The organism is Pseudomonas sp. LBUM1653, from assembly GCF_059716115.1.
In genome coordinates, this window is the sequence record NZ_CP166803.1 from 6,314,406 (window position 1) to 6,340,048 (window position 25,643).

The 25,643-nt window shown below is 60.2% G+C and carries 24 protein-coding genes; 15 read left to right on the top strand and 9 right to left on the bottom strand.

Annotated elements, in window-relative coordinates:
- Window positions 1-23 precede the first annotated feature (23 nt).
- Both nadD and ACA054_RS28530 read right to left on the bottom strand, forming a co-directional pair.
- A complete protein-coding gene (gene nadD / locus ACA054_RS28525) occupies window positions 24-746 on the bottom strand; it encodes a nicotinate-nucleotide adenylyltransferase (protein ID WP_497687162.1) in 723 nt (240 codons plus the stop codon).
- Entirely contained in the window at window positions 715-1,986 is a 1,272-nt protein-coding gene (locus ACA054_RS28530) for a glutamate-5-semialdehyde dehydrogenase (protein ID WP_497687163.1), read from the bottom strand. The genes nadD and ACA054_RS28530 overlap by 32 nt, the downstream gene beginning before the upstream one ends.
- Before the next feature lie 188 nt (window positions 1,987-2,174).
- Here ACA054_RS28530 and ACA054_RS28535 point away from each other — a divergent pair, with 188 nt between their 5' ends.
- Both ACA054_RS28535 and ACA054_RS28540 read left to right on the top strand, forming a co-directional pair.
- Window positions 2,175-2,873 (top strand): DNA-3-methyladenine glycosylase, encoded by a 699-nt coding sequence (locus ACA054_RS28535; protein WP_497687164.1) that lies wholly within the window; start codon window positions 2,175-2,177, stop codon window positions 2,871-2,873.
- A 155-nt stretch (window positions 2,874-3,028) separates the two neighbouring features.
- The gene (locus ACA054_RS28540) at window positions 3,029-4,345 is read left to right on the top strand and encodes a bifunctional DedA family/phosphatase PAP2 family protein (RefSeq protein ID WP_497687165.1); all 1,317 of its coding nucleotides are present in this window, start codon (window positions 3,029-3,031) and stop codon (window positions 4,343-4,345) included.
- A 546-nt stretch (window positions 4,346-4,891) separates the two neighbouring features.
- Here the strand turns inward: ACA054_RS28540 and ACA054_RS28545 are convergent.
- From ACA054_RS28545 to ACA054_RS28555, 3 genes are read right to left on the bottom strand one after another with little or no spacing between them, the layout of a single operon-like run.
- Complete coding sequence (locus tag ACA054_RS28545) at window positions 4,892-5,482, bottom strand: LON peptidase substrate-binding domain-containing protein (RefSeq protein ID WP_497687166.1); 591 nt, start codon at window positions 5,480-5,482, stop codon at window positions 4,892-4,894.
- Between the two features lie 11 nt (window positions 5,483-5,493).
- Entirely contained in the window at window positions 5,494-6,210 is a 717-nt protein-coding gene (locus ACA054_RS28550; protein ID WP_497687167.1) for an LrgB family protein, read from the bottom strand.
- Window positions 6,207-6,569 carry a CidA/LrgA family protein gene (locus tag ACA054_RS28555; RefSeq protein ID WP_497687168.1) on the bottom strand — a complete coding sequence of 121 codons (363 nt, stop codon included), beginning with the start codon at window positions 6,567-6,569 and terminating at the stop codon, window positions 6,207-6,209. The genes ACA054_RS28550 and ACA054_RS28555 overlap by 4 nt, the downstream gene beginning before the upstream one ends.
- Before the next feature lie 194 nt (window positions 6,570-6,763).
- On the opposite strand from ACA054_RS28555, the gene ACA054_RS28560 reads away from it, so the two are divergent.
- From ACA054_RS28560 to ACA054_RS28570, 3 genes are all read left to right on the top strand, one after another.
- Window positions 6,764-7,219 (top strand): MaoC family dehydratase, encoded by a 456-nt coding sequence (locus ACA054_RS28560; protein ID WP_497687169.1) that lies wholly within the window; start codon window positions 6,764-6,766, stop codon window positions 7,217-7,219.
- Between the two features lie 113 nt (window positions 7,220-7,332).
- Window positions 7,333-9,051: a C13 family peptidase gene (locus ACA054_RS28565; protein WP_497687170.1), complete on the top strand. Its 1,719-nt coding sequence runs from the start codon at window positions 7,333-7,335 to the stop codon at window positions 9,049-9,051.
- 27 nt (window positions 9,052-9,078) lie between these two features.
- Window positions 9,079-9,720, top strand: coding sequence for an oxidoreductase (locus ACA054_RS28570; protein ID WP_497687171.1), 642 nt, complete (start codon window positions 9,079-9,081; stop codon window positions 9,718-9,720).
- A 101-nt stretch (window positions 9,721-9,821) separates the two neighbouring features.
- Here ACA054_RS28570 and ACA054_RS28575 read toward each other — a convergent pair whose 3' ends face one another.
- From ACA054_RS28575 to mpl, 3 genes are read right to left on the bottom strand one after another with little or no spacing between them, the layout of a single operon-like run.
- Complete coding sequence (locus ACA054_RS28575; RefSeq protein ID WP_497687172.1) at window positions 9,822-10,106, bottom strand: YceK/YidQ family lipoprotein; 285 nt, start codon at window positions 10,104-10,106, stop codon at window positions 9,822-9,824.
- Window positions 10,099-10,731, bottom strand: coding sequence for a flavin prenyltransferase UbiX (gene ubiX / locus ACA054_RS28580; protein WP_497687173.1), 633 nt, complete (start codon window positions 10,729-10,731; stop codon window positions 10,099-10,101). Before ubiX ends, ACA054_RS28575 begins: the two co-directional genes overlap by 8 nt.
- A complete protein-coding gene (gene mpl / locus ACA054_RS28585; protein ID WP_497687174.1) occupies window positions 10,728-12,077 on the bottom strand; it encodes a UDP-N-acetylmuramate:L-alanyl-gamma-D-glutamyl-meso-diaminopimelate ligase in 1,350 nt (449 codons plus the stop codon). The genes ubiX and mpl overlap by 4 nt, the downstream gene beginning before the upstream one ends.
- Window positions 12,078-12,271: 194 nt before the next feature.
- Between mpl and ACA054_RS28590 the strand changes: the two genes are divergently transcribed.
- A complete protein-coding gene (locus ACA054_RS28590) occupies window positions 12,272-13,393 on the top strand; it encodes a J domain-containing protein (RefSeq protein ID WP_497687175.1) in 1,122 nt (373 codons plus the stop codon).
- 21 nt (window positions 13,394-13,414) lie between these two features.
- On the opposite strand, the gene ACA054_RS28595 is transcribed toward ACA054_RS28590, so the two are convergent.
- Entirely contained in the window at window positions 13,415-15,343 is a 1,929-nt protein-coding gene (locus ACA054_RS28595) for a sigma-54-dependent Fis family transcriptional regulator (protein ID WP_497687176.1), read from the bottom strand.
- A gap of 302 nt (window positions 15,344-15,645) precedes the next feature.
- Between ACA054_RS28595 and exaC the strand changes: the two genes are divergently transcribed.
- From exaC to ACA054_RS28640, 9 genes are all read left to right on the top strand, one after another.
- Window positions 15,646-17,166, top strand: a complete 1,521-nt coding sequence (gene exaC, locus ACA054_RS28600) for an acetaldehyde dehydrogenase ExaC (RefSeq protein WP_497687177.1) — start codon at window positions 15,646-15,648, stop codon at window positions 17,164-17,166.
- A gap of 247 nt (window positions 17,167-17,413) precedes the next feature.
- Window positions 17,414-18,784 carry an ethanolamine permease gene (eat, locus tag ACA054_RS28605; protein ID WP_497687178.1) on the top strand — a complete coding sequence of 457 codons (1,371 nt, stop codon included), beginning with the start codon at window positions 17,414-17,416 and terminating at the stop codon, window positions 18,782-18,784.
- A 96-nt stretch (window positions 18,785-18,880) separates the two neighbouring features.
- A complete protein-coding gene (locus ACA054_RS28610) occupies window positions 18,881-20,275 on the top strand; it encodes an ethanolamine ammonia-lyase subunit EutB (RefSeq protein ID WP_497687179.1) in 1,395 nt (464 codons plus the stop codon).
- An 8-nt stretch (window positions 20,276-20,283) separates the two neighbouring features.
- Entirely contained in the window at window positions 20,284-21,108 is an 825-nt protein-coding gene (eutC, locus tag ACA054_RS28615) for an ethanolamine ammonia-lyase subunit EutC (protein ID WP_497687180.1), read from the top strand.
- Between the two features lie 116 nt (window positions 21,109-21,224).
- On the top strand, window positions 21,225-21,686 hold the full coding sequence (locus ACA054_RS28620; RefSeq protein ID WP_497636744.1) for a GNAT family N-acetyltransferase: 462 nt from the start codon (window positions 21,225-21,227) through the stop codon (window positions 21,684-21,686).
- Window positions 21,687-21,900: 214 nt separating this feature from the next.
- The gene (locus ACA054_RS28625; protein ID WP_497636745.1) at window positions 21,901-22,557 is read left to right on the top strand and encodes a DedA family protein; all 657 of its coding nucleotides are present in this window, start codon (window positions 21,901-21,903) and stop codon (window positions 22,555-22,557) included.
- 3 nt (window positions 22,558-22,560) lie between these two features.
- Entirely contained in the window at window positions 22,561-23,373 is an 813-nt protein-coding gene (locus tag ACA054_RS28630) for a M90 family metallopeptidase (RefSeq protein ID WP_497687181.1), read from the top strand.
- A gap of 113 nt (window positions 23,374-23,486) precedes the next feature.
- Complete coding sequence (gene ppa / locus ACA054_RS28635; protein WP_497636747.1) at window positions 23,487-24,014, top strand: inorganic diphosphatase; 528 nt, start codon at window positions 23,487-23,489, stop codon at window positions 24,012-24,014.
- A 229-nt stretch (window positions 24,015-24,243) separates the two neighbouring features.
- Window positions 24,244-24,990 (top strand): S24 family peptidase, encoded by a 747-nt coding sequence (locus tag ACA054_RS28640; RefSeq protein WP_497687182.1) that lies wholly within the window; start codon window positions 24,244-24,246, stop codon window positions 24,988-24,990.
- The last annotated feature ends 653 nt before the right edge of the window (window positions 24,991-25,643 follow it).

A 25,643-nucleotide genomic window follows, 5' to 3' on the forward strand; every position in this document is an offset into this window, starting at 1 on the left:
CACGTGCCTTGAGGCACTCCTATTCAGTTCGACGCACGGTAAAGTCCGTGCGCATCGATGTAGGCCAGGACCGCGTCGGGCACCAGGAAACGTACCGACTTACCGCTGGCCAGCAGTTGACGGATCTGGGTGGCGGATACCGCGAGCGGCGTCTGCCAGACGAATGCAATCTGTCCGCTCGACCCCTTGAGGGCCAGCGGGTCGCTCACCGAGCGCGCTGCCAGCAGGTTGCGCAAGGCATCCGGCGGTTCGCTGTCGGCATCCGGGCGTTGCAACACCAGGATATGGCAATGCTGGAGCAACTCTTCCCAGCGGTGCCAAGTGGGCAGGCCGCAAAATGCGTCCCAGCCCAAAAGCAGAAAAACCTGGTCATCCGCGGCCAGTTCGGCGCGCATCAGTTCCAGGGTATCAATGGTGTAGGACGGTTTGTCCCGCTGCAATTCGCGGTCGTCCACCACCAACGGCGCCACTCCGGCCACCGCGCACTCGACCATCGCCAGCCGGTCCTTCGCCGACACCTGCGGCGTACCCCGATGGGGTGGCCTGGCACTGGGCGTCAGGCGCAGCTCATCGAGCGCCAGCGATTCGGCGACTTCCAGCGCACCACGCAAATGGCCCACATGCACCGGGTCGAAGGTCCCGCCCAGTACGCCGATGCGTCGAGGTGAAGGCGCGCTGGCGGTTACCGGGGCTGACGGGTCGAGGTCGCCCAAGTCAGACCGGCTCCTGTCCGCGCAGCTGGCCATCACCGACCACCACGTACTTCTCGCAGGTCAAACCTTCGAGACCGACCGGTCCACGGGCGTGCAGCTTATCAGTAGAAATGCCAATCTCGGCACCCAATCCGTATTCGAAGCCATCGGCGAAGCAGGTCGGGGTGTTGATCATCACCGACGAAGAATCGACTTCAGCCACGAAACGCCGGGTGTCGCCCTGGTGTTCGCTGACAATCGAATCGGTGTGATGGGAGCCGTAATGGTTGATGTGCTCGATGGCCTGGTCAAGCCCGTCGACCACGCGGATCGACAGGATGGGCGCCAGATACTCGGTGCTCCAGTCCTCTTGCGTGGCCGGCACGGCATCGATGATTGCCCGGGTGCGTTCGCAGCCGCGCAGTTCGACGCCTTTTTCGCGGAACTGGGCCGCCATCGCTGGCAGGAAATCTTTGGCAACGGTTTGATCGACCAGCAGCGTTTCCATCGCACCGCAGATGCCATAGCGGTAGGTCTTGGCGTTGAACGCGATGCGCTGGGCTTTCGCCAGGTCGGCATGCTCGCTCACGTAAACGTGGCAGATACCGTCCAGATGCTTGATCACCGGTACCCGGGCGTCACGACTGACGCGCTCGATCAGGCCACGGCCACCACGGGGCACGATGACGTCGACATATTCAGGCATGCTGATCAGTGCGCCGACGGCAGCGCGATCGGTGGTTTCGACCACTTGCACCACGGCGGCCGGCAGATCGGCCTCGGCCAGGCCGCGCTGGATGCAGGCGGCGATGGCACGATTGGAATGAATGGCTTCGGAGCCGCCGCGCAGGATAGTCGCGTTGCCGGACTTCAGGCACAGGCTGGCCGCATCGATGGTCACATTCGGCCGTGACTCGTAGATGATCCCGATCACGCCCAGCGGCACGCGCATCTTGCCCACCTGGATACCCGACGGACGATAACTCATGTCGCGGATCGCGCCGACCGGGTCGGGCAGCGCCGCGACCTGACGCAGGCCAACGATCATGCCGTCGATACGCGCCGGGGTCAGCGCCAGGCGCTCGAGCAGGGCCGGCTCCAGACCATTGGCGCGGCCAGCCGCCAAGTCCAGCTCATTGGCAGCGGTCAATTCGCCGCGGGCAGCATCCAACGCATTGGCAGCCGCCTGCAACGCGCGGTTTTTCTGCGCGGTGCTGGCACGGCCGATGACGCGGGAAGCCTCGCGGGCAGCGCGACCCAAACGGGTCATGTAGTCAAGAACGGACTCAGTCATGGTCTGGAGTGGTCTTTGATAGGTCTTGGTAAAGAGTAAAGCGGCAGATTATAGCTGTCGTGTCCGCCGACTAACAGCAGTGACGGGCGGATGGTCGAAATCGAGGGCAATTTGCCGACATTCAGTCGGGATTAAGCTGCAAATTGTTATCATCACGACTCACTCAGCCTTGATATACGCTGCCCATCATGTCCAACCTGACTGTTCGTGCGCCTTCCGCGAGCCTGCCCAAGGGCCTCCCAGACGCGTTTTTCGACCGCGATGCGCAAATTCTTGCCCGGGAATTGCTGGGTAAAGTCATCCGTCATCGGGTCGGCGATCTGTGGCTCAGCGCCCGGATCATCGAGACAGAAGCCTACTATTGCGCAGAAAAAGGCAGCCACGCCTCCCTCGGCTATACAGAAAAGCGTAAGGCTTTGTTTCTGGACGGCGGGCACATCTATATGTATTACGCCCGTGGCGGCGACTCGCTGAACTTCAGCGCCCAGGATCCGGGTAACGCGGTGCTGATCAAGTCCGCCTACCCCTGGGTCGATGAATTGAGTGGTCCTTCGAGCCTGGCGCAGATGCTGCTGAACAACCCCGACGCCCAAGGCCGCCCTCGCCCGTCGCAAAAACTATGCGCGGGGCAAACTCTGCTGTGCAAGTCCCTGGGCCTGAAGGTGCCGGTCTGGGACGCCAAGCGCTTCGACCATGAGGTGCTGCTGGTGGAAGACGTCGGCCAGACGCCCTCCCATGTTATCCAGGCCGCGCGCCTGGGCATTCCCCATGGGCGCGACGAACACCTGATGTACCGCTTTGTCGACGCGGCCTATGCGGCTTATTGCACGCGGAACCCGCTGCGACGGGGCCAGGTCGAAGGTCGTGATTATTTTGTATTGTCCTGACCTGGCCCGAACTTGAACCAGAAGGAATTCCCTGTGGGAGCGAGCCTGCTCGCGAAGAGGCCCTGTCAGCAAACATTAATGTTGAATGACACACCGCTTTCGCGAGCAGGCTCGCTCCCACAAGGGGCATTTGAACATTCAATGGAGTTGTTTTTATGGGCCCATGGCTCGATAGCGTGACCGGTTGGTTGACGGTCAACCCGCAATGGCTGGCGGCAGCGGTATTCATCGTGGCCTTTGTGGAATGCCTGGCGATTGCCGGTCTGATCGTGCCTGGCACGGTGTTGCTGTTCGCCGTGGCGGTACTGGCCGGCAGCGGCGCACTGTCGTTGAGTGAAACGCTGCTGCTGGGATTTCTCGCCGGCGTGCTTGGCGATGTGGTCTCGTATTTCCTCGGCCGGCATTTCCATCAGAACATCCGGCGCCTGCCAGGCTTGCGTCATCACCCGGAATGGATCGCCGGTGCTGAGGCGTATTTCCAGCGTTACGGCATCGCGAGCCTGCTGGTCGGACGCTTCATCGGCCCCTTGCGCCCCATGCTACCGATGGTCGCCGGGATGTTCGACATGCCATTCCCGCGATTCTTCGCGGTCAGCCTGCTGGCCGGCGCGGGTTGGTCGGTGGCGTACCTGCTACCGGGCTGGGCCACGGGCGCGGCGATTCGCCTGCCACTGCCCGAAGGCTTCTGGCCTGAGGCCGGCATCGTTGCCGGCAGCATTGCGCTCATGGTCGGATTGAGCGCAACCAGCAGCCTGCGCCGCCATCGCAAGGCCACGGTGTTCATTGCCGGCATGAGCCTTCTGATCCTGGCAGGCCTGTTTATCGGCTATCCGCACCTGAACGCACTCGACCAGGGGCTGATGACCCTGGTGCAGGAACACCGCAGCCCGATGCTCGATGAGGTGGCGGTGGTCTTTACCCTCATTGGCGAATTCCGCAACATGCTGATCTTCAGCGCCTTGCTGGTGGTGCTGCTGCTGATTACACGGCAATGGCGGCAGCTGATCTTCGCCACCACCACCCTGCTCTGCACCGCGCTGGGCAACACTCTGACCAAACACTTCTTTGCCCGCGTGCGCCCGGAGGTATTGAGCGACCCGCTCACCAGCTACAGCATGCCCAGTGGCCACGCATCCGGGTCGTTCGCGCTATTCCTTACCCTCGCCGTACTGGCCGGCCGCGGACAACCCCCGCGCATGCGCCTGACCTGGTTGTTGGTGGCGTGCCTGCCGGCGCTGGCGATTTCCCTGTCCCGGGTATACCTCGGCGCGCACTGGCCGACGGACGTGCTGGCGGGCGCAATGCTGGCGTCGTGCGTCTGCGCGGCGAGCCTGTGGCTCAGCCAGCGCCAGACCTCGCTCAACGCCATGCCGCCAAAAGTCTGGTGGCTGGTGCTGCCGTCGCTGGTGGCATTGTTCGGGTTCTTCGTATTAAGGCATTTGCCGCATACGATGTTGCGGTACGCGTATTAGCCAAATACGGGACATGCGTTCACCCGAGATCAGGCCGGCCGGTCGGCCGCCTCGCTCTTGCTTTGGCTTTGGCTTTGGCTTTGGCTTTGGCTTTGGCTTTTGATTTTGATTTTGATTTTCTTGCCCCCTCGAGAGGCCGAGTGGAGGTTCTGCGCAGTGGGCAACCCGGCATGGATGCCGGGTTAGCCGCGCACGGCCATGGATGGCCGATCGCGGCGGGCCCTGTAGGAGCGAGCATGCTCGCGATGGAGGTCAACGATGACGCGGGGAGCCTGACTCCCCGTGGTGCTCTCAGGTTTATCGCGAGCATGCTCGCTCCTACAGGGCTCTTCCAAGTGACTCGCCGTAAGGGCGAAACCGTAGGTGGCCGTTACCGCAGGAATGGATATGTACTCAGTCAACAAACAATAGGTCGGCTGTCAGGCCGCCTTCGTCGGAACGCCGCCCGGAGCAAGCCCGCTCCCACAGTTGATTCGAGTACATCCGTCATAGCCAGGACGGCTGTAAGGCCGCCATCGCTGGCAAGCCAAGTCACCTGAGCGAATTTCAGGCAAACAACTCACCCTGCAATTCATCGAGCAACGCCTGAATCGCATCCAGCCGCTGCTGCGGATCATCGAGTTGCAACAGGTCGATCTTGTCCACTTCAGCGAACGGCAACAGGTACGCCAACTGATTGGCCAGTGATTGCTGCCCAGCCGCTTCGGTGCCCATGTTCAACGCCTCCACCATCGGGTGCTCGGCCAGGGCCTTGAGCAAAGCCACCAGATCGGCGTCTTCATCCTGCAGCGGTTGCTCGGGTTCGTCCTCCAGCCATTCGACCTCGGCGAGGATCAACTGGTCTCGCTGGACTTCGGTCGTCAACACGTTGAACCGTCGCCCGCCCTCAACCCGAATCCCCAGCAGGCCGTTGTCCTGCTGCTGAAAATCGGTGATACGCGCTTCACAACCGACCAAGGCAAAGCCCTGCGGCGCGATACCGACTTCACTCCCCTCAAGGATGCACACCACGCCGAAGCCGCCGCCCTGTTTCATGCAGCGACTGATCATGTCCAGGTAACGCGCCTCGAAGATCTGCAGGTCGAGGATGCAACCAGGAAACAGCACCGTGTTCAGCGGAAAAAGCGGCAGACTCATAGACATATTCCTTACACCACCATCGACACCGCCAACGGCAGGAATACCGCCGTGGCCACGCCCATCAAACTCATCGCCAGCGCCGCGAAGGCGCCACATTCGTCACTTTCCTGCATCGCCACCGCAGTGCCTACCGCGTGGGCGGTCATGCCCAGTGCCATGCCGCGGGCCTCGGGGCTGTGGACACCGAGCCGAGTCAACAGAGTCGGGCCGAAGATTGCCCCGATCACCCCGGTGATCAGCACGAACACCGCCGCCAGCGCGGCGACGCCGCCAATCTGCTCGGCCACCAGCATGGCGATAGGCGATGTCACCGATTTCGGCGCCATGGTCATCAGGATCATGTGTTCGGCCCCGAACCACCAGCCCAACAGCACCCCCATGCACGTGGCGACCACACCGCCTATCACCAGCGTAGTAAATATCGGCCAGAACAACTGTCGAATCCGCCGTAGATTCAGGTAAAGCGGCACGGCCAACGCGACCGTCGCGGGGCCGAGCAGAATGCTGAGGATCTCGGTGCTCTTGCGATACTCGGCGTAGGTCAGGCCGCAGCCTACCAGCACACCGATCACCAGCAACATGGAGACCAGCACTGGCTGCAAAAAGATCCAGCGGGTTTTCTCGAACGCCGCCAGCACCAGCTGATAGGCACCGAGCGTGATGCCGATGCCGAACAATGGATGATGAATCACCGACGTCCAGGCGCCATGCCAGTCAAGGATCATTGGCCGTCCTCAGGGTGAACATGGCGCCTGACCATGCGCTGCATGAGGACGCCGGCGAACGCCATCGACAGCAACAATGACAACACCAGCGCGCCGACAATGGCCCAGAAATCGGCAGCGATATCCGCGGCGTACACCATCACCCCCACGGCCGGAGGCACCAGCAGCAACGGCAGGTAGCGCAGCAGGCTGCTGGCTGCAAGGTTCAGCGGCTCGCCGACCTGACCACGACCGATCAGAAATATCAGCAACAGCAGCAGACCGATAATCGGCCCCGGCAGGAAGGGTAAAAACAAATGGTTGATCGCGGTGCCGAGCAATTGGAACAGCACCAGCCAGGTCAGGCCACGTAACAACATCAATGATCTCCCGCAAAATCCGTCACCCGCATTGGCCCAAGCATTATAAGCACGCTTGCGCTATGGATCGGCATTCGCCATAAGCATGTTCAGTTGACTGCGGCGTTTTGCCATGTTGATCTAAAGTGGTAATCCGGGAGGTCAAATCCCCCCACCTAAAAACTATAAAACCGATGAACCCAAGGAGAGTCTCAATGCCCTTTGTACCTGTTGCAGAGCTCAAAGATTATGTCGGCAAGGAACTCGGACGTTCCGAATGGCTCACCATCGATCAGGAACGCATCAACCTGTTCGCCGAAGCCACCGGGGACTATCAGTTCATCCACGTCGACCCGGTCAAAGCCGCGCAAACGCCATTTGGCAGCACCATTGCCCACGGTTTCCTGTCGTTGTCACTGATTCCAAAATTGATGGAAGACATCCTTGTCATGCCAGAAGGCTTGAAGATGGTGGTCAATTATGGCCTGGACAGCGTGCGGTTCATTCAGCCGGTCAAGGTCGACTCGAAGGTGCGCCTCAAGGTCGAACTGTCCGAAGTCACCGAGAAAAAACCCGGCCAATTGCTGCTCAAGGCCATCGCCACACTGGAAATCGAAGGCATGGACAAACCGGCGTACGTCGCCGAATCCCTGTCGCTCTGCTTCGTGTAAGCCCGCCCGGATGCGAAGCAGCACATGCTGTTTCGCACCTGCTGCTTTTCTACCGGCTGTATATGGACACATAGCTGCGGCATACTCGGTCGCCTAATTGCCCGGAACCCGCTATGCGCCCATTTGCACTCCTCGCCTTGACCCTGATGCTCACCGCTTGCGGCGACGGCGAATCGCTATTGCCCGCCGACGCCCGCCTGCCGGACGGTGGACGCTATCGCGGTGACCTGGTCAACGGATTGCTGCAGGGCCAGGGCCGCATCGACTACCCGAACGGCAGCTGGTACGCCGGCGAGTTCGACCAGGGCCAATGGCATGGCCAGGGGGAGTGGCATGGCAGCAATGGCGAGGTCTATCGCGGCCAGTTCAAGCAAGGCCTGTTCGATGGCCAGGGGACCCTGACCACCAGCGGCGGCAGCTACAACGGCGGCTTCAAGCTTGGCCGACGCGACGGCGAAGGCACCCTCAAAGAACACGGCATGCTCTACCGCGGCGAGTTCAAGGCCGATCAATACTCAGGGCTCGGCCGCCTGGAACTCGAAGATGGCAGTGCCTATCAGGGCCAGTTTGCTCACGGTAAGCCCCACGGCGAAGGCCAACGCAGCGACGGCAGCGGCAATCAATTCACCGGACACTTCGTCGACGGTCAGCTGGAAGGTAACGGAACCTTCAACAGCGCTGAAGGTGACATCTATGTCGGCGGGTTCAAAAACAACCAATTGCACGGCAAAGGTCGTTATGAAAACGCCGACGGCGACGTATGGCTGGGTCAATTCAAGGAAGGCTCGCTCAACGGCAAGGGCGAATTGATCGGTGCCGACGGCAGCCATTACATCGGCCACTTCAGCGACTGGCGCTTCACCGGCCAAGGCCGCTTGAACCTGGCCGACGGCAGTTTTTACGTCGGCCAGTTCGACAATGACAGTTACTCCGGGCGCGGCACCCTGGTCCTCACCGACGGCGCTGTGCTCAGTGGCACCTGGATCAACGGCCAGCGCGTGCGCGACGCCGAGGGCAAATTGCTGCCTGACGCCCTCGAGCTTGGCTTGCTGGCCCAGGGGCGCTTGCTCGAGGAGGCGTTCACCAACGTTCCAGCCTCGACCCCGGCGGTGGAGCTGTTCACCCTGACCCTTGGTGGCGATGGCAAGCAGAGCGTGTTCCTGCGCGAATCCGACTATGTCGCGAACATGCTCACCAGCCGCTTCGGCGCCTATGGCCAGATCCGCCTGGTGAACCATCGTGACCACCTTGGCGACCGACCGATGGCCACCCGGGAAAACCTGCGACGCGCCGCCCTGACGCTGGCCGAACGCAGTGGCCCGGAAGACCTGATTTTCATCTATCTAACCAGCCACGGCACCAGCGAGCACGAACTGGTGCTCGACCAGCCGCGCATGGAACTGGCCGACCTGCCGGCCGACGAGCTTGCCGCCGTCCTTGCGCCACTGAAAAATCGCGACAAGATCATCGTGATTTCGTCCTGCTACTCCGGCGGCTTCATCCCCGCCCTGAAGGACGAGCGCACCCTGATCATGACTGCCTCGCGAGCTGACCGCGTGTCTTTTGGCTGTTCCGAGGAAGCCAACTTCACCTACTTCGGCGATGCCCTGTTTGCCCGGGCGCTGAACCAGACCGATGATCTGGAGCAAGCCTTCAAACTGGCCAAGGCCACCGTCGCCGAGCGCGAGCTGGCGGACAATTTCGAAGCCTCCGAACCGCAGATCTGGGCGCCTAAAACCGTGCTCTCCCACTGGCAACTGTTACGTAAGCAGCAGGCACGAAAAGCCCTGCAAAGTGTCTCCATTGACAGCAAGGATGCAAAGAACAACTAAGCTGAACAGTATCAAGGGAGAAACACTATGTACTTGACGCCTCAGCACGTGTTGCTTGCCGGAGCCACCGGTTTGACCGGTGAACACCTACTTGATCGCTTGCTCAACGAGCCAACGATATCGCGAGTATTGGCCCCCTCGCGCCGGCCATTGGCCGAGCATCCCCACCTGGAAAACCCGGTGGGCGACCCCACTGAGTTTCTGCCGCAATTGAACGGCCGCGTCGACATCGCCTACTGCTGCCTGGGCACCACCATCAAGCAGGCCGGCTCGGAGCAGGCGTTTCGCGCGGTGGACCTGGACATGGTGGTGGCTTTCGCCAAACGTGCCCGGGAGATGGGCGCACGGCACCTGATCGTGATCAGCGCCTTGGGGGCCGATCGCAGATCCTCGATTTTCTACAACCGGGTCAAAGGCGAGATGGAACATGCATTGCGCGCGCAGGACTGGCCGCAGCTGACCATCTGCCGTCCGTCGTTGCTGCTGGGCGAACGTACCGAGCCACGCCTGGGCGAGCAGTTCGCCGGCCCCTTGTCGAAACTGATTCCCGGCAAATACCGAGGCATAGAAGCCTGCCAATTGGCCCGCGCGATGTGGCGCCTTGCTCTGGAGGAGCAGGATGGCGTGCGGATTGTCGAGTCGGATGAGTTGAGGAAGTTAGGCAAATAAATCAAAAGATCGCAGCCTGCGGCAGCTCCTACAGGGTGTACACCTACCCAATGTAGGAGCTGCCGCAGGTTCGGGCCGCGTTCGGACGATCTTTTGTCTTTTTACAACCCACCCGTCGCCTGAAAGCTGACCCCGATAACCGTCAGCAACGACAACGGCAACAGCAACGTGTCAAGCAACGCACTGGCCGGCAAATCAACGCCCGGATAGCTCGGTGCCTCGGCGCCGAAACGGTCTTTCGCGCAACAACCGCCATTCAGCGCATACAAATCAAGCCGCGTCCCGGAGTACACCACTGGCGCCCCCGGCTTGGCCGCATCCAGCGTACGCGCCGTGGCACATCCCGCCAGCTGTAGCGCCAGCACAATCACCCACAACTTATTCATCACTGCTCAGATGGTATTCGCCCCAACGCGGCAGCATGTCCTGAGGAATGTTCAGCAGATTGAGGATGCGCGCCACGACGAAATCGATCAGGTCGTCGATGGTTTGTGGCTGATGATAGAACCCCGGCGATGCCGGCAAAATCGTCACGCCCATGTTCGACAACTTGAGCATGTGCTCCAGGTGAATGCTCGAGTACGGCGCTTCACGGGGCACCAGAATCAGCTGGCGGCGCTCCTTGAGCGTGACATCGGCGGCACGTTCGATCAGGTTGTTGCAAGCCCCCGTCGCGATGGCCGACAGGGTCCCGGTAGAGCATGGCACCACCACCATCGCCGCCGGCGCGCCGGAGCCCGAGGCCACCGGCGACATCCAGTCTTCCTTGCCGTAGACCCGGATCTGTCCAGCGGCGGCACCGGTGTACTCAGTGAGGAAGGCTTGCATCGCCTGTGGCTTGGCCGGCAGCGTGACGTCGGTTTCGGTGGCCATCACCAGTTGTGCGGCCTTGGAAATCAGGAAGTGCACTTCGCGCTCTTCGCGCACCAGGCAATCGAGCAGGCGCAAACCGTACTGGGCGCCGGAAGCGCCAGTCATCGCCAGCGTGATGCGATCCGGGCCGTTACTCATTTAAGCGCCTCGGCCAGCTTGCCGTGCAGGCCGCCGAAGCCGCCATTGCTCATGATCACCACGTGGGTGCCCGGCTGGGCCTGGCTCTTGACCCGCTCGATGATGCCTTCCAGCGAGTCGCTGACTATCGACGGTACCGTGCAGAGCGCGGCGGTGCCTGCCAGATCCCAGCCGAGATTGGCCGGTGCGTACCAGATCACCTGGTCGGCATCGACGACGCTCTCCGGCAAACCGTCACGGTGCGCGCCAAGCTTCATGGAGTTGGAGCGCGGTTCGATGATCGCAATCAACGGCGCATCGCCAATGCGCTTGCGCAGGCCGTCGAGCGTGGTGGCAATGGCCGTCGGATGGTGTGCGAAGTCGTCATAGATGGTAATGCCACGCACCTCGGCGACTTTTTCCATCCTTCGCTTCACGCTCTTGAAGGCGCTCAATGCGGCGATGCCCATGGCCGGCACCACGCCAACATGGCGCGCCGCGGCCAAGGTGGCCAATGCGTTGGCCACGTTATGCTGGCCGGTCATGTCCCAATCGACCACACCTTGAGCGACGCCTTCGAACATCACTTCGAACTTCGAGCCATCGTCGCTGAGCAGTTTGACCTGCCATTGCCCGCCCGCACCCGTGGTTTGCACCGGGGTCCAGCAACCCATCTCGATGACGCGCAGCAAGGCCGGTTCGGTGGTCGGATGAATCACCAGGCCTTCGCTCGGGATGGTCCGCACCAGATGGTGGAACTGCCGCTCGATCGCCGGCAGATCCGGGAAGATATCGGCGTGGTCGAACTCCAGGTTGTTGAGGATCGCCGTGCGCGGACGGTAGTGAACGAACTTGGAGCGCTTGTCGAAGAACGCGCTGTCGTACTCATCGGCCTCGATCACGAAAAACGGCGTGTCGCCCAGGCGCGCCGACACCGAGAAATTCTGCGGTACACCGCCGATCAGGAAGCCCGGGCTCATGCCCGCGTGCTCCAGCACCCAGGCGAGCATGCTGCTGGTGGTGGTCTTGCCATGCGTACCGGCGACCGCCAATACCCAGCGACCTTGCAGCACGTGGTCGGCCAGCCATTGCGGGCCGGAGACATAAGGCAGGCCTTTGTTCAGCACGTACTCGACCGCCGGGTTGCCTCGCGACATGGCGTTGCCGATGACCACCAGATCAGGGGCCGGGTCCAGTTGCGCCGGGTCGTAGCCCTGGGTCAACTCGATGCCCTGCGCCTCGAGCTGAGTGCTCATCGGCGGGTAGACGTTGGCATCGGAGCCGGTCACGTGATGGCCGAGCTCTTTGGCCAAAACCGCCATCGAACCCATGAAAGTGCCGCAGATACCCAGAATATGAATGTGCATAATCGACCTCGTAAAACATGGCCGCAGGTTAGCGTAGGGAGGGGGAAATCGCACCTTGTGTTTGAGCTGACCTATGCTGCTTTCCCATACGCTATTGCAACATCCGGAATCACCTGGCATCAGAATGCGCTGTTGCAGGCTGGATTTGCCTTGATAATGGCGCTCATTCCTTGAACGTTCAGTTGGAGCAGTTCGTGAAAAACAACACTTCTCAGATCAACATCGCAGCTGCCTCAGGCACGAAAAAACTGTCCGCCGGACAGCGAAAATTCAACGGTCTCATCAAGAAGATCGAAAAACAACGCCTGGTGCTTCAGGAATGGCAAAACGCTACTCCCCTGTATATCGAACGTTGGCATCTCGAGTTCGCCCCCCGACTTGACCAATATCATCAAGGCAATGTTGAGCTTGTGCATGTCCTGGACCATCTCAGCGAACGGATCAGGCTTTCGAAAATCGATCGCCAGACCCTGATTCAGGAGATCCTGGACCAAGCTTACTCGTTGATCGATAGCGGCTGTAACGAGGAGCAGGAAGCCGCTTTGAAAGCGCTGTACAACAAGCATAGCGGTGGTGACTTCGACGCAGATGAGCGTGAAGGAGACGAGTTGCTCAAACTCGGCCTGAAAGACATATTCGGTGTTGAGTTGGACGATGTCGACATGCAGTCCCCTGAAGACATTGCGCAGAAAATCCTCGAACAGCAGCAAGCCGAACAAACCGCACAGCAGCAAAAACCGGGTAAAAAAAACGTACGCCAGCAACGCCTGGAAGCGGATGCCGCTCAAGTGAGCCAATCTTTGCGTGAGGTTTACCGCAAACTGGCCAGTGCCCTGCACCCCGACCGGGAAACCGATCCGGACGAGCGCAAACGAAAGACATCGCTGATGCAGCGCGTCAACCGAGCTTATAGCGAACGGAACTTGCTTGACCTGCTGCAACTGCAGTTGGAAATCGAGCACATTGATGCGGCCACTCTTGAAACACTTTCCGCTGATCGACTCAAGCACTACAACCAGGTCCTGACCGAGCAACTGCATGAGTTGGAACTGGAAGTGCTCAACCTGGAGATGTCTTTCAGGCAGCAATTCAATCTCGAGCCGTTCGATGAGTTATCCGTTCAGAACCTGCCTGACATCTATCAACACCAACTCGACATACTGAACGTTGACATCCAAGAGCTTAGCGCTCTGCGTGAGGAGCTCGAGGATCCTAAAACCCTGAAATCATGGCTCAAGGAAATACGGCAATATGAGAAGGCCATGGAACTGGATGACGGTCTGTTCGACGACTTCCCGGATACATTTTTTCGCTGAGCCTCCGTCGTTTAGTTTTACTCAAACACATATTCCCTGACGGGAAATCCCGTGCTTGCGCAACTTCCTGTAGAGGGTGTTGCGGCTGACGCCAAGCTGTTCAGCCGTATTCGTCATATGCCACCGCGTGTGCTCCAGCGCATTCAACAGCGCCAGGCGCTCGGCATCTTCCAGTGGATGTTCGCAAGGCTCTTCAATTTTCGGCATGACGACCGGCCGCGCCTGGCGAATCATCGCCGGCAGATCCTCCAGTCCGATCCGCCCGCCGTCACACAACGCCGCCAACGTACGCAACACATTGCGCATCTGCCGCACGTTGCCCGGCCAGGCAAATCCCAACAACGCCTCTCGCGCCGGCCCGTCGATCAGCACGGTTTCCCCGCGCGCCTCTTCGGCCAGCAAGAAGTCGAGCAACTGCGATTTATCACCGCGCTCGCGCAACGCCGGCAACGCGACTTCCAAGCCATTGAGCCGGTAATACAGGTCCTCGCGGAAACTGCCGTCCTGTACCCGCCCCAGCAGATTGCGGTGCGTGGCACTGATGATCCGCACGTTGACAGACTCCGGCTCGCCACCGATTGGCACCACTTGCCGATCTTCCAGCACGCGCAGCAAACGGGTCTGCAATGCCAGGGGCATGTCGCCGATTTCGTCGAGGAACAAGGTCCCGCCATCGGCCTGCTGCAGCTTGCCGCGCATGCCCTCCTTGCGCGCGCCGGTGAAGCTGCCGCCGCGATAGCCGAACAGCTCACTCTCGATCAGGCTTTCGGGGATAGCCGCACAATTGAGGGCGACGAAGGCTTTTTCCGCGCGCTGGCTGGCATGGTGCACCGCCTTGGCGAAGGCTTCTTTGCCCGAACCGGTTTCGCCGTTGATCAGCAATGGCACGTCCCGCTCGTACACACGCAGGGCCTTGCGGAAATCCGCCTGCAACGTCGGATCGCCCAGGCAGATGCCCAACAAGCGCGGACGCTCTTCAACCAGCGGGCCTGGCACCAGCGGCACAGATACTTTTCGCGATTGCCCGCGTAACACGGCGAACAGGTTGCGTCCGTCCCGGGTACGCAGTGGCCAGCTGGCGCTGGCATTGACGCTCGCGCGGCCAAGCAGTTCGTCCAGCGAGCAGTCGAAAAACGCCTCCACCGGTTTGCCCAGCAAGCCGCCACGGATATGCCCGAGCAGATTCAATGCACTCTGATTGACCGCGCAGATCCGCCCTTCGCCGTCGAACGCCAGCAGCCCTTCGCTGAACAAACCGACGGACTCGGCCTGCAGATGAAAACGCAGCAGCCATTGATTATCGAAACAACGCAGGAAATAGCAGCTCTCGATCATCTTCGCCGACAGATTGACCAAGGCCATGGTATGAAACTGACTTTGGCGCGATACCTCGTGCCGGGCAGAGGACACGTCGAGTACCGCCAGCAGCTCGCCGTGCGGATCGAATACCGGGCTGGCCGAGCAGGTCAGGCCAGTGTGTCGGCCACGGAAATGTTCGTCCTGATGAATGGTCAGCGACTGGCGCTCCACCAGGCAGGTGCCGATGCCGTTGGTGCCTTCACAGGCCTCACTCCAGTCGGCACCCAGCCAGAGGCCAGCACGCTCGAAAATCTTGCGTTCGGCCGGTGCCGTCACGCAATTGAGGATCACGCCGCGAGCATCGGTCAAAAGTACGGCGTGGCCGGCACCGGAGAGCTGCTGATGAAGACTGGTCATTTCATTGCCGGCGATGTGCAGCACCTGCTGCAAGCGTTCGCGGCTTTCCAGGACGCGACCATGCTCCAGCACCGTCGGCGCCATGTTCAGGGCCGGGTCGAGGTGATAGTCCTCCAGACAGCGCAGCCAGGAGCGGGCGATGGATGGGTCGCTGCCCGGGCCGTGCAGGTGGGCTTTGCCCTGGGTTACGGTCAATACCTGCTGGGCATGGCGACTCAAATGATTGTCGTGCATTTCTTATTATTCTCCCCAGGGCTCGGCGACCGATGCATGCGGTGATGCCGAGCATCCTCCAGCCTGGGCTGCATTGCAATGCTGGCAAGACCAGTCAGTCACAGCCTGTGCCAGAACCGGTACAAAGTGTCACGGGGACTGTACCGAAAGCGTCACAGAGGCCACCCGCCCGTCCGACAAAAACCGCGCAAGGCCTTGATTTACCTGACTTGCAAGGCAGTGGCCCGACCTTTGCTCTACGCTTAAAGCAAGCGCACACGCGCGTCTTCCTTATAAGCACAAGAACCCAAGGAGAAACCATCATGCGTTACGCTCACCCCGGTACTGAAGGCGCAATCGTTTCGTTCAAGAGCAAATATGGAAATTACATCGGCGGCGAGTTCGTCGCGCCTGTCAAAGGTCAGTACTTCACCAATACCTCGCCAGTAAATGGCCAACCGATTGCCGAATTCCCGCGCTCCACGGCTGAAGACATCGACAAAGCCCTGGACGCTGCCCACGCGGCCGCCGATGCCTGGGGCGCCACGTCCGCCCAGGCGCGCTCGCTGGTCCTGCTGAAAATCGCCGACCGCATCGAACAGAACCTGGAACTGCTGGCAATCACCGAATCCTGGGACAACGGCAAAGCCGTGCGTGAAACCCTCAACGCCGACATCCCGCTGGCGGCCGACCACTTCCGCTACTTCGCCGGCTGTATCCGCGCCCAGGAAGGCAGCGCTGCCGAAATCGACGGCAACACCGTGGCCTATCACATCCATGAACCCCTGGGCGTGGTCGGGCAGATCATCCCGTGGAACTTCCCGATCCTGATGGCCGCGTGGAAACTCGCCCCGGCCCTGGCCGCCGGTAACTGCGTGGTGCTCAAGCCTGCCGAGCAAACCCCGCTGGGCATCACCGTGCTGGTCGAACTGATCGGCGACCTGCTGCCGCCCGGTGTGCTGAACATCGTGCAAGGCTACGGCAAAGAAGCCGGCGAAGCCCTGGCCACCAGCAAGCGCATCGCCAAAATCGCCTTCACCGGCTCGACCCCGGTCGGTTCGCACATCATGAAATGCGCGGCCGAGAACATCATTCCGTCCACCGTGGAGCTGGGTGGCAAGTCGCCGAACATCTTCTTCGAAGACATCATGCAGGCCGAACCGTCCTTCATCGAAAAAGCCGCTGAAGGCCTGGTGCTGGCGTTCTTCAACCAGGGCGAAGTCTGCACCTGCCCTTCCCGCGCCCTTGTGCAAGAGTCGATCTACGACGAATTCATGCAAGTGGTGATGAAGAAGGTCCTGCAAATCAAGCGTGGCGACCCGCTGGACACCGACACCATGGTCGGCGCCCAGGCGTCCGAGCAGCAATTCGACAAAATCCTTTCGTACCTGGAAATCGCCAAGGGCGAAGGCGCCGAGCTGCTGACCGGCGGCAAGATAGAAAAACTCGAGGGCAGCCTGGCGACGGGTTATTACATCCAGCCGACCCTGCTCAAGGGCACCAACAAAATGCGCGTGTTCCAGGAAGAAATCTTTGGCCCGGTGGTGAGCATCACCACCTTCAAGGACGAAGCCGAAGCCCTGGCCATCGCCAACGACACCGAGTTCGGCCTCGGCGCCGGCCTCTGGACCCGCGACATCAACCGCGCCTACCGCATGGGCCGCGCGATCAAGGCCGGTCGTGTCTGGACCAACTGCTACCACCTGTACCCGGCGCACGCCGCGTTCGGCGGATACAAGAAGTCCGGTGTCGGTCGTGAAACCCACAAGATGATGCTCGACCACTATCAGCAGACTAAAAACCTGCTGGTGAGCTACGACATCAATCCGTTGGGCTTCTTCTAAAAAACTGGGGCGGCACGGGATTTCCGTGCTGCCCTTCCCACCGCCTTCGCGAGCAGGCTCGCTCCCACAGGGGTTTTGTGGGGCCGCCCCCGCTCACTGTGGGAGCGAGCCTGCTCGCGAAGGCGTCCTTAATGACACCGCATAACTACCCTGGCCGCTCTGGCACGGGCTTTGCGTGCCCGCAGTACACGCAAATGCAGCTCCCGAAAGTCCAACAGATCAAAAAATAAAAAGACAGCGAGGACTTATGACTTCTTCAACACAGCTCAAACCTACACTCGGCACCCTGCATCTATGGGGCATTGCCGTTGGCCTGGTGATCTCCGGCGAGTACTTCGGCTGGAGCTACGGCTGGGGCACGGCCGGGACCCTGGGGTTCCTCGTCACCGCCCTGATGGTGGCAACGATGTACACCTGCTTCATCTTCAGTTTCACCGAATTGACCACGGCCATTCCCCATGCCGGCGGGCCGTTTGCCTATAGTCGGCGGGCCTTCGGTGAAAAAGGCGGGTTGATCGCCGGCATCGCCACCCTGATCGAGTTTGTTTTCGCGCCCCCGGCCATCGCCATGGCCATCGGCGCCTATCTCAATGTGCAATACCCGGAACTGGACCCGAAAATCGCCGCGGTTGGCGCCTACTTCGTGTTCATGACCCTCAATATTCTCGGCGTCAGCATCGCCGCTACCTTCGAACTGGTGGTGACCGTGCTGGCCGTTGCCGAATTGCTGGTATTCATGGGCGTGGTCGCTCCAGGCTTCAGCTTCAGTAACTTCGTACTCAATGGCTGGTCAGGCGCCAACGAATTCACGATGGGCTCGATTCCCGGCATTTTCGCGGCCATTCCCTTCGCCATCTGGTTCTTTCTCGCCATCGAAGGCGCGGCCATGGCCGCCGAGGAAGCCAAAGACCCGAAACGCACGATTCCCAGGGCATACGTCAGCGGCATCCTGACCCTGGTGTTCCTGGCCATCGGCACAATGGTGATGGCCGGTGGCGTCGGCGACTGGCGTCAATTGGCAAACATCAACGACCCACTGCCTCAGGCCATGAAAGCGGTGGTCGGCAACAATTCCACCTGGATGCACATGCTGGTCTGGATCGGCCTGTTCGGCCTGGTGGCGAGTTTCCACGGGATCATTCTTGGCTACTCGCGGCAGTTCTTCGCCCTGGCCCGCGCCGGTTACCTGCCGCGCAGCCTGGCCAAGCTTTCGCGCTTCCAGACGCCACATCGAGCAATCCTGGCCGGTGGTGTGATCGGCATTGCGGCCATCTACAGCGATGGCCTGGTCAACCTGCAAGGCATGTCGCTGACGGCGGCAATGATCACCATGTCGGTATTTGGTGCCATCGTGATGTACATCATCAGTATGCTGAGCCTGTTCAAACTGCGTAAAACCGAGCCGAACCTCGAGCGCACCTTCCGCGCACCGGGCTATCCGATCGTACCGGGGATTGCGCTGTTTCTGGCGGTGGTGTGCCTGGTCGCGATGGCGTGGTTCAACACCTTGATCGGCCTGGTCTTCCTCGGCTTCATGGCCGCCGGCTACCTGTATTTCCAACTGACCGCGCGGCAACGCTCCGAAGCACCGGCGGACGCTATGCTCGAAGGAGCTTGAGTTGCACTGGCGCCGGGCTTCAAACCTGGCGCCTGCCCTATTTGGGGTCGAAAAACCCGCCCCAGGGTTCAACATTCAATCAGGAGGACACCGCCCATGGCCGTATATGCCCATTCCGTCGGCGCCCAGACCTACCGCTTCGAGAACCTCAAGGAAGTGATGGCCAAGGCCACCCCGGCACGCTCCGGGGACTATCTGGCCGGCGTCGCCGCCCTCAATGACGGCGAGCGTGTCGCTGCGCAGATGATGTTGGCCGACATCCCGCTGAGCCACTTCCTGCAGGAAGTACTGATTCCCTACGAGGCCGATGAAGTCACCCGCCTGATCATCGACACCCACGACAAACAGGCTTTCGCGGTGGTCAGCCACCTCACCGTCGGCGGTTTTCGCGACTGGCTGCTCAGCGACGCCGCCGACGAACAGGTGCTGCGCGCCCTCGCCCCCGGCCTGACCCCGGAAATGGCGGCTGCGGTCTCGAAGATCATGCGCGTTCAGGACCTGGTGCTGGTGGCGCAGAAGATTCGCGTCGTCACGCAGTTTCGCGGCACCCTCGGCCTGCGCGGCCGCCTGTCCACCCGCCTGCAACCCAACCACCCGACTGACGAGCCAGCCGGCATCGCTGCGAGTATTCTCGACGGCCTGCTGCACGGTAACGGTGATGCCATGATCGGCATCAACCCGGCCACCGACAGCATCGCCTCGATCTGCGCCATGCTGGACATGCTCGATGCGATCATCCAGCGCTACGAAATCCCGACCCAGGCCTGTGTGTTGACCCATGTCACCACGTCAATCGAAGCGGTCAATCGCGGCGTACCACTGGACCTGGTGTTCCAGTCGATTGCAGGCACCGAAGCGGCAAACGCCAGCTTCGGGATCAATCTGAATGTGCTCAAGGAAGGTTACGACGCCGGGTTGAGCCTCAATCGCGGCACACTCGGCAAGAACCTGATGTATTTCGAAACCGGTCAGGGCAGCGCCCTGTCGGCCAATGCCCACCACGGCGTCGACCAACAGACCTGCGAAACCAGGGCCTACGCCGTGGCCCGCCATTTCAATCCGTTCCTGGTGAACACTGTTGTAGGATTCATCGGCCCCGAATACCTCTACAACGGCAAACAGATCATCCGTGCCGGCCTCGAAGACCACTTCTGCGGCAAGCTGCTGGGCGTGCCGATGGGCTGCGATATCTGTTACACCAACCATGCCGAGGCCGACCAGGATGACATGGACACCCTGTTGACCCTGCTCGGGGTCGCCGGAATCAACTTCATCATGGGTATCCCCGGTTCCGACGACATCATGCTCAACTACCAGACCACGTCGTTCCACGATGCGCTTTACGCCCGGCAGACGTTGGGGCTCAAGCCTGCGCCGGAGTTCGAGCAATGGCTGGCGAAAATGGGCATCTTCACTCAGCCGGACGGCAAGGTCCTCTTCGGTAACAGCCTGCCGCCGGCCTTCCGCCAGGCCTTGGCGCAATTGGGATGAGTGTCGATATGGAAAAACCACCCTTTGATCCGCACAACCCATGGCTGGAGCTGCGACGCCTGACCCCCGCACGAATTGCCCTGGGCCGCACCGGCACCAGCCTGCCCACCCGTGCCCAGCTGGACTTTCAGTTTGCCCACGCCCAGGCGCGAGACGCGGTGCACTTGCCGTTTGATCATGCCTCCCTCAGCGAGCAACTGGCCGAATGCGGCCGTGACAGCCTGTTGCTGCATAGCGCCGCGCCTGATCGCAACAGCTACCTGCAGCGCCCCGATCTGGGGCGCAAATTGAGCGTGGAGTCGGCAAAAAAACTGCGCGAATACGCCGCGGCCCATCCTGCCGGGGTCGATCTGGCCATCGTGGTCGCCGATGGTTTGTCGGCATTGGCTGTCCATCGCCATACACTGCCGTTCCTGACGCGCTTTGCAGAGCAGAGTTCAACCGACGGATGGGCCATGGCGCCCGTGGTACTGGTGGAACAGGGCCGGGTCGCGGTAGCCGACGAGATCGGCGAACTGTTGGGCGCAAAAATGACCGTGATCCTGATCGGCGAACGCCCTGGCCTGAGCTCTCCAGACAGCCTGGGATTATATTTCACCTACAATCCAAAGGTCGGCCTGACCGATGCCTATCGCAACTGCATCTCGAACGTGCGCCTCGAAGGCCTGACTTACGGCATGGCGGCACACCGTTTGCTGTATTTGATGCGCGAGGCATGCCGGCGACAGTTATCCGGCGTCAACCTGAAGGACGAAGCGCAGGTGCAAACACTGGAGTCAGACGCCGGAACGGACATTAAAGGAAATTTCCTACTTGATTCACCGCAATCCTGAACCGCTTCCGCATTGCGCTTTCTGAGCCTTTTCAGGCAGGATCGACGCACGGCTGCCAGTGAGTACCCTTTGCCGCCAAAGCACGTAAAGACAGCCACTTGAAGACGAGACCTACCATGCGGATTATTCAAGCGACCCTCGAACACCTGGACCTGCTGACCCCGTTGTTCGTCAAATATCGCGAGTTTTATGGCTCCCTGGCGTATCCGGACTCGTCCCGGGCGTTCCTAGAGAAACGTCTGCGTCGCAAGGAATCGGTGATCTACCTGGCCCTGTCCGAGGACGGCAACAACAAACTGATGGGTTTCTGTCAGCTCTACCCCAGCTTTTCTTCGCTTTCGCTTAAACGCGTGTGGATCCTCAACGACATCTACGTCGCCGAAGACGCCCGCCGCCAACTGGTGGCCGACAACCTGATCCGCACCGCGAAGAAAATGGCCAAGGAAACCAACGCTGTGCGCATGCGTGTGTCCACCAGCAGCAACAACGAAGTGGCGCAGAAAACCTACGAATCCATCGGATTCAAGGAAGACACCGAGTTCAAAAACTACGTGTTGCCGATCAGCGACGAGTTGTAAGGTCAAAAAAGATCGCAGCTTTCGGCCGAGGGCTGCGATCTTGTGCTCAATACACTCCGAAATTCCCTGCTACAAACCCCACACGCTTTTCACCTCCCAGCCCGTATAATTCCCTTCTTTCCGGCTTGTAAGAAAAACTACCTCCTGTCTGTAGTCTTACGCGAAGTCATCCGCACAGGCCTGCCGAATCGGGCCGTTACCACAGGTGCCGTCCATGGATTTCAACCCGCTCGATCTCGTCCTGCATCTCGATGTCTACCTCGATTTGCTGGTCACCAACTACGGGCCATGGATTTACGCCATTCTGTTTCTGGTGATCTTCTGTGAAACCGGCCTGGTGGTCATGCCCTTCCTGCCGGGCGATTCCCTGCTGTTCATCGCTGGCGCCGTCGCGGCCGGTGGCGGCATGGACCCGGTGTTGCTGGGCGGTTTGCTGATGCTCGCGGCGATCCTAGGTGACAGCACCAACTACATCATCGGACGAACGGCCGGCGAGCGGTTGTTCAGCAACCCGAACTCGAAGATCTTCCGGCGCGACTACCTGCAGCAAACCCACGACTTCTATGACAAACACGGCGGCAAAACCGTGACCTTGGCGCGTTTCCTGCCGATCATCCGCACTTTTGCCCCCTTCGTCGCCGGCGTCGCGAAAATGCCTTACCCGCGTTTCTTCGCCTTCAGCGTGCTGGGCACGATTCTCTGGGTTGGTGGCCTGGTCACCCTGGGTTACTTCTTCGGCAACGTACCGTTCATCAAGTCGAACCTGTCGCTGTTGGTGGTCGGCATCATCCTGCTGTCGCTGGTGCCGATGATCATTGGCATTGTGCGCAGCCGTTTTGGCGGTTCGAACTCCAAAACCGCATCGCGCTGAACGATGTGGTCCCTTGGCGCCTGGCGACGTCGGCGCATCCTGGCCAGGCACCCGATAGCCGACGAAATGTGGCAGCAGGTGCGCCATCACCTGAGCTTTCTGGATGGCATCAGCGCCGCCGAAGACCAATGGCTGCGCGAAGCCTGCGTACTGTTTCTGCAAGACAAACACCTGTCCGCCCTGCCCGGTGTCGAGCTGCATCAGGAACAACGCCTGCTGCTGGCCGCCCAGGCGCAATTGCCGTTGCTGCATCTGGGTGACCTGAACTGGTATCAGGGTTTTCACGAAATCGTTCTCTACCCCGACGACTTCATAAGCCCCCAGCGCCATCGTGACGCCAGTGGCGTCGAGCACGAATGGGACGGCGAGCACAGCGGCGAAGCCTGGCAGCAAGGGCCGATCATCCTCGCTTGGCCCGGCGTCATGGCCAGCGGCAGCTGGGAAGGCTACAACCTGGTGATCCACGAACTGGCGCACAAGCTCGACATGCTCAACGGCGACGCCAACGGCTTGCCACCGTTGCACGCGGACATGCGGGTCAGCGACTGGGCCAGGGTCATGCAAGAAGCCTACGACGACCTCGACCGCCAACTGGACCGCAATCCGGACGCCGAGACCGCCATTGATCCGTATGCAGCAGAAAATCCTGCCGAGTTCTTCGCCGTCACCAGCGAATACTTCTTCAGTGCCCCGGATTTGCTGCACGAGGCTTATCCACAGGTCTATGAGCAACTGAAGCTGTTCTATCGTCAGGACCCGCTGGCGAGGCTGCGGCAACTTCTGGCCGAGAACCCGGTCTATCAGGCACACGACTAAGGTCTACACGACCTCTGGTACGTGGCGTCGACGTAGGAATATGCCTATAATCGCCGCCACTTTTTGGTCAATCCGGCCAAGTGTTTCTGGTCAACTAACGGGGGCAACGCCCAATGAGCTACAGCAAGATTCCGGCTGGCAAAGACCTGCCGAACGACATCTACGTCGCGATCGAGATTCCGGCCAACCACGCGCCGATCAAATACGAAATCGACAAAGACAGCGATTGCCTGTTCGTTGACCGTTTCATGGCCACCCCAATGTTCTACCCGGCCAACTACGGTTACATCCCGAACACCCTGGCAGACGACGGTGACCCCCTCGACGTGCTGGTCGTAACCCCTTATCCGGTAGCTCCAGGTTCGGTGATCCGCGCTCGTCCGGTCGGCATCCTGAACATGACCGACGATGGCGGCGGCGATGCCAAAGTGATCGCGGTTCCACACGACAAGCTGTCCCAGCTGTACGTCGACGTGAAGGAATACACCGACCTGCCAGCGCTGCTGATCCAGCAGATCGAGCACTTCTTCGCGAACTACAAAGATCTCGAAAAAGGCAAATGGGTGAAGATCGAAGGCTGGGACGGCGCAGACGCCGCCCGTGATGCGATCATGAAGTCGGTTGCTGCCTATAAAGGCTAAGAGCAGCTGCCGGCTTTGAGCCGTAAGCTTCGAGAAGAACCCCGGTTGATCCGGGGTTTTTTTTGGGCGCCTGCAAAGCCGCTTTAAACAATTCGTTTAACGCGCGGTATTTCCGGGTTTTCCTGTTTATTTTTTACCCAACGCGTCTCACATCCAGTCGTAAATTTCCCTCGAAATTTGAACGGTCCGTTTATTCAAACCCCTGACCGGCGCCAGTAGACTCCCGTTCATGAAAAAGAACACTAGCGGCCCACGGTTTAAAGCGCTCCTTGAAGCAGCGAACATCACGACAACAGGATTTGCCGAATTCCTGGATACGGCTCCGCAAAATGTACACAACTGGTACACCCGCGGCGTCCCCGCCCATTGCATGGAAGAAGTCGCCAGGAAACTCTCGGTCAACAGCGACTGGCTGAAAACCGGCGAAGGCTCAAAAGACGCCAGGCACCTGCGCCTGGTCGACGACACCGGCTACACCTTCGACGCCCAGGCGATCCGTGGTGTCTACACGGTGGTTGAGCCCACCGACATCGATTTGCCCTTCTACAAGGAAGTGATCAAGGCCCCCGGCTCCAACAAAACCCACGTCATCGAAGACCGTGAACAATGCTTGCGCCTGCCCCGCAACCACCTCGATTCCCTGGAAATCAATCACGCCGACGCCATCGGTGCCGCCATGATCGGCAACAGCATGGCCGAGAAAATCGATGACGGCTCCACCCTCGCGATCGATCGCGGGCTGACCCAGATTATCGATGGCGAGATCTACGCGATCGAACATGACGGCATGCTGCGCATCAAATACCTGCACCGAATGCCGGGCAACTCCCTGCGCTTGCGCAGCCATAACCGCGCGGATTACCCGGACGAAATCTTCAGGCCCGCGCAAATCGAAGAACAGAACATCAGGGTACTGGGCTGGGTGTTCTGGTGGTCGACACTGAACAAACGACGGCCACCGCTACCGTTTCTGTGACAACGTGGCGCTTTCATCGCGGGCAAAAACTTACTCCCGTAGGAGCGAGGCTTGCCCGCGAATGCGCCAGTCAATTCACCAAAAAACGCCGATCCGATCCCGTTACCCGAGCAACCCAGGCACCCCAACTCACACACCAAGCTGGGAATTCTGCAAAAAAATCAGTATGCTGCGCCCCACATTTGCGCATCAACCCGCCAAGCGGCCCTGATCGCACCGACAAGGCAGATGACTTTCTCGCCGAGTCCCACAGCCGGACGCAAGATCCGGGTGTACGTTTTGAAGGCTGGCGCGGTTTACCAAAAATGAACCAAGCCAGTCCCCGAGAAGCCGGCCACAAGCCGGCTTTTTAATGCCTGATATCCCCGTAAAAACGGGCTCTAATACTCTCCCGCCCCAGTCGACCCACACTTAGACCCACACTCCCATACCGTGCGCCCTCCCCATAGATCGTTTGATTCTTCCGCCAGTCCGCAAAGGGGACGCGGAAGGCTCTCTTGATGATAGGGAAAGCCTGAAGGACGAAACCCAAGGGATATCCCCGGATTTAAGGAGGCGTGCCTATGCCATTTGAACCACTACGTTTCCCGCCTCCCTCCTAGATTGTGCTCGGTTCAACCTGATTGAGAATGGCACCGCCCACCCCTTTCAGC

Coding starts and splice junctions, on each gene's coding strand:
- ACA054_RS28535 (WP_497687164.1), top strand. CDS start 2,175: ATGTCCAACCTGACTGTTCGTGCGCCTTCCGCGAGCCTGCCCAAGGGC.
- ACA054_RS28625 (WP_497636745.1), top strand. CDS start 21,901: ATGGATTTCAACCCGCTCGATCTCGTCCTGCATCTCGATGTCTACCTC.
- ACA054_RS28640 (WP_497687182.1), top strand. CDS start 24,244: ATGAAAAAGAACACTAGCGGCCCACGGTTTAAAGCGCTCCTTGAAGCA.
- ACA054_RS28550 (WP_497687167.1), bottom strand. CDS start 6,210: ATGATCCTTGACTGGCATGGCGCCTGGACGTCGGTGATTCATCATCCA.
- ACA054_RS28565 (WP_497687170.1), top strand. CDS start 7,333: ATGCGCCCATTTGCACTCCTCGCCTTGACCCTGATGCTCACCGCTTGC.
- ACA054_RS28560 (WP_497687169.1), top strand. CDS start 6,764: ATGCCCTTTGTACCTGTTGCAGAGCTCAAAGATTATGTCGGCAAGGAA.
- ACA054_RS28530 (WP_497687163.1), bottom strand. CDS start 1,986: ATGACTGAGTCCGTTCTTGACTACATGACCCGTTTGGGTCGCGCTGCC.
- ACA054_RS28570 (WP_497687171.1), top strand. CDS start 9,079: ATGTACTTGACGCCTCAGCACGTGTTGCTTGCCGGAGCCACCGGTTTG.
- ACA054_RS28610 (WP_497687179.1), top strand. CDS start 18,881: ATGGCCGTATATGCCCATTCCGTCGGCGCCCAGACCTACCGCTTCGAG.
- ACA054_RS28620 (WP_497636744.1), top strand. CDS start 21,225: ATGCGGATTATTCAAGCGACCCTCGAACACCTGGACCTGCTGACCCCG.
- ACA054_RS28545 (WP_497687166.1), bottom strand. CDS start 5,482: ATGAGTCTGCCGCTTTTTCCGCTGAACACGGTGCTGTTTCCTGGTTGC.
- eutC (WP_497687180.1), top strand. CDS start 20,284: ATGGAAAAACCACCCTTTGATCCGCACAACCCATGGCTGGAGCTGCGA.
- ACA054_RS28595 (WP_497687176.1), bottom strand. CDS start 15,343: ATGCACGACAATCATTTGAGTCGCCATGCCCAGCAGGTATTGACCGTA.
- ACA054_RS28540 (WP_497687165.1), top strand. CDS start 3,029: ATGGGCCCATGGCTCGATAGCGTGACCGGTTGGTTGACGGTCAACCCG.
- ACA054_RS28555 (WP_497687168.1), bottom strand. CDS start 6,569: ATGTTGTTACGTGGCCTGACCTGGCTGGTGCTGTTCCAATTGCTCGGC.
- ppa (WP_497636747.1), top strand. CDS start 23,487: ATGAGCTACAGCAAGATTCCGGCTGGCAAAGACCTGCCGAACGACATC.
- ACA054_RS28630 (WP_497687181.1), top strand. CDS start 22,561: ATGTGGTCCCTTGGCGCCTGGCGACGTCGGCGCATCCTGGCCAGGCAC.
- eat (WP_497687178.1), top strand. CDS start 17,414: ATGACTTCTTCAACACAGCTCAAACCTACACTCGGCACCCTGCATCTA.
- ACA054_RS28575 (WP_497687172.1), bottom strand. CDS start 10,106: ATGAATAAGTTGTGGGTGATTGTGCTGGCGCTACAGCTGGCGGGATGT.
- ubiX (WP_497687173.1), bottom strand. CDS start 10,731: ATGAGTAACGGCCCGGATCGCATCACGCTGGCGATGACTGGCGCTTCC.
- nadD (WP_497687162.1), bottom strand. CDS start 746: ATGGCCAGCTGCGCGGACAGGAGCCGGTCTGACTTGGGCGACCTCGAC.
- mpl (WP_497687174.1), bottom strand. CDS start 12,077: ATGCACATTCATATTCTGGGTATCTGCGGCACTTTCATGGGTTCGATG.
- exaC (WP_497687177.1), top strand. CDS start 15,646: ATGCGTTACGCTCACCCCGGTACTGAAGGCGCAATCGTTTCGTTCAAG.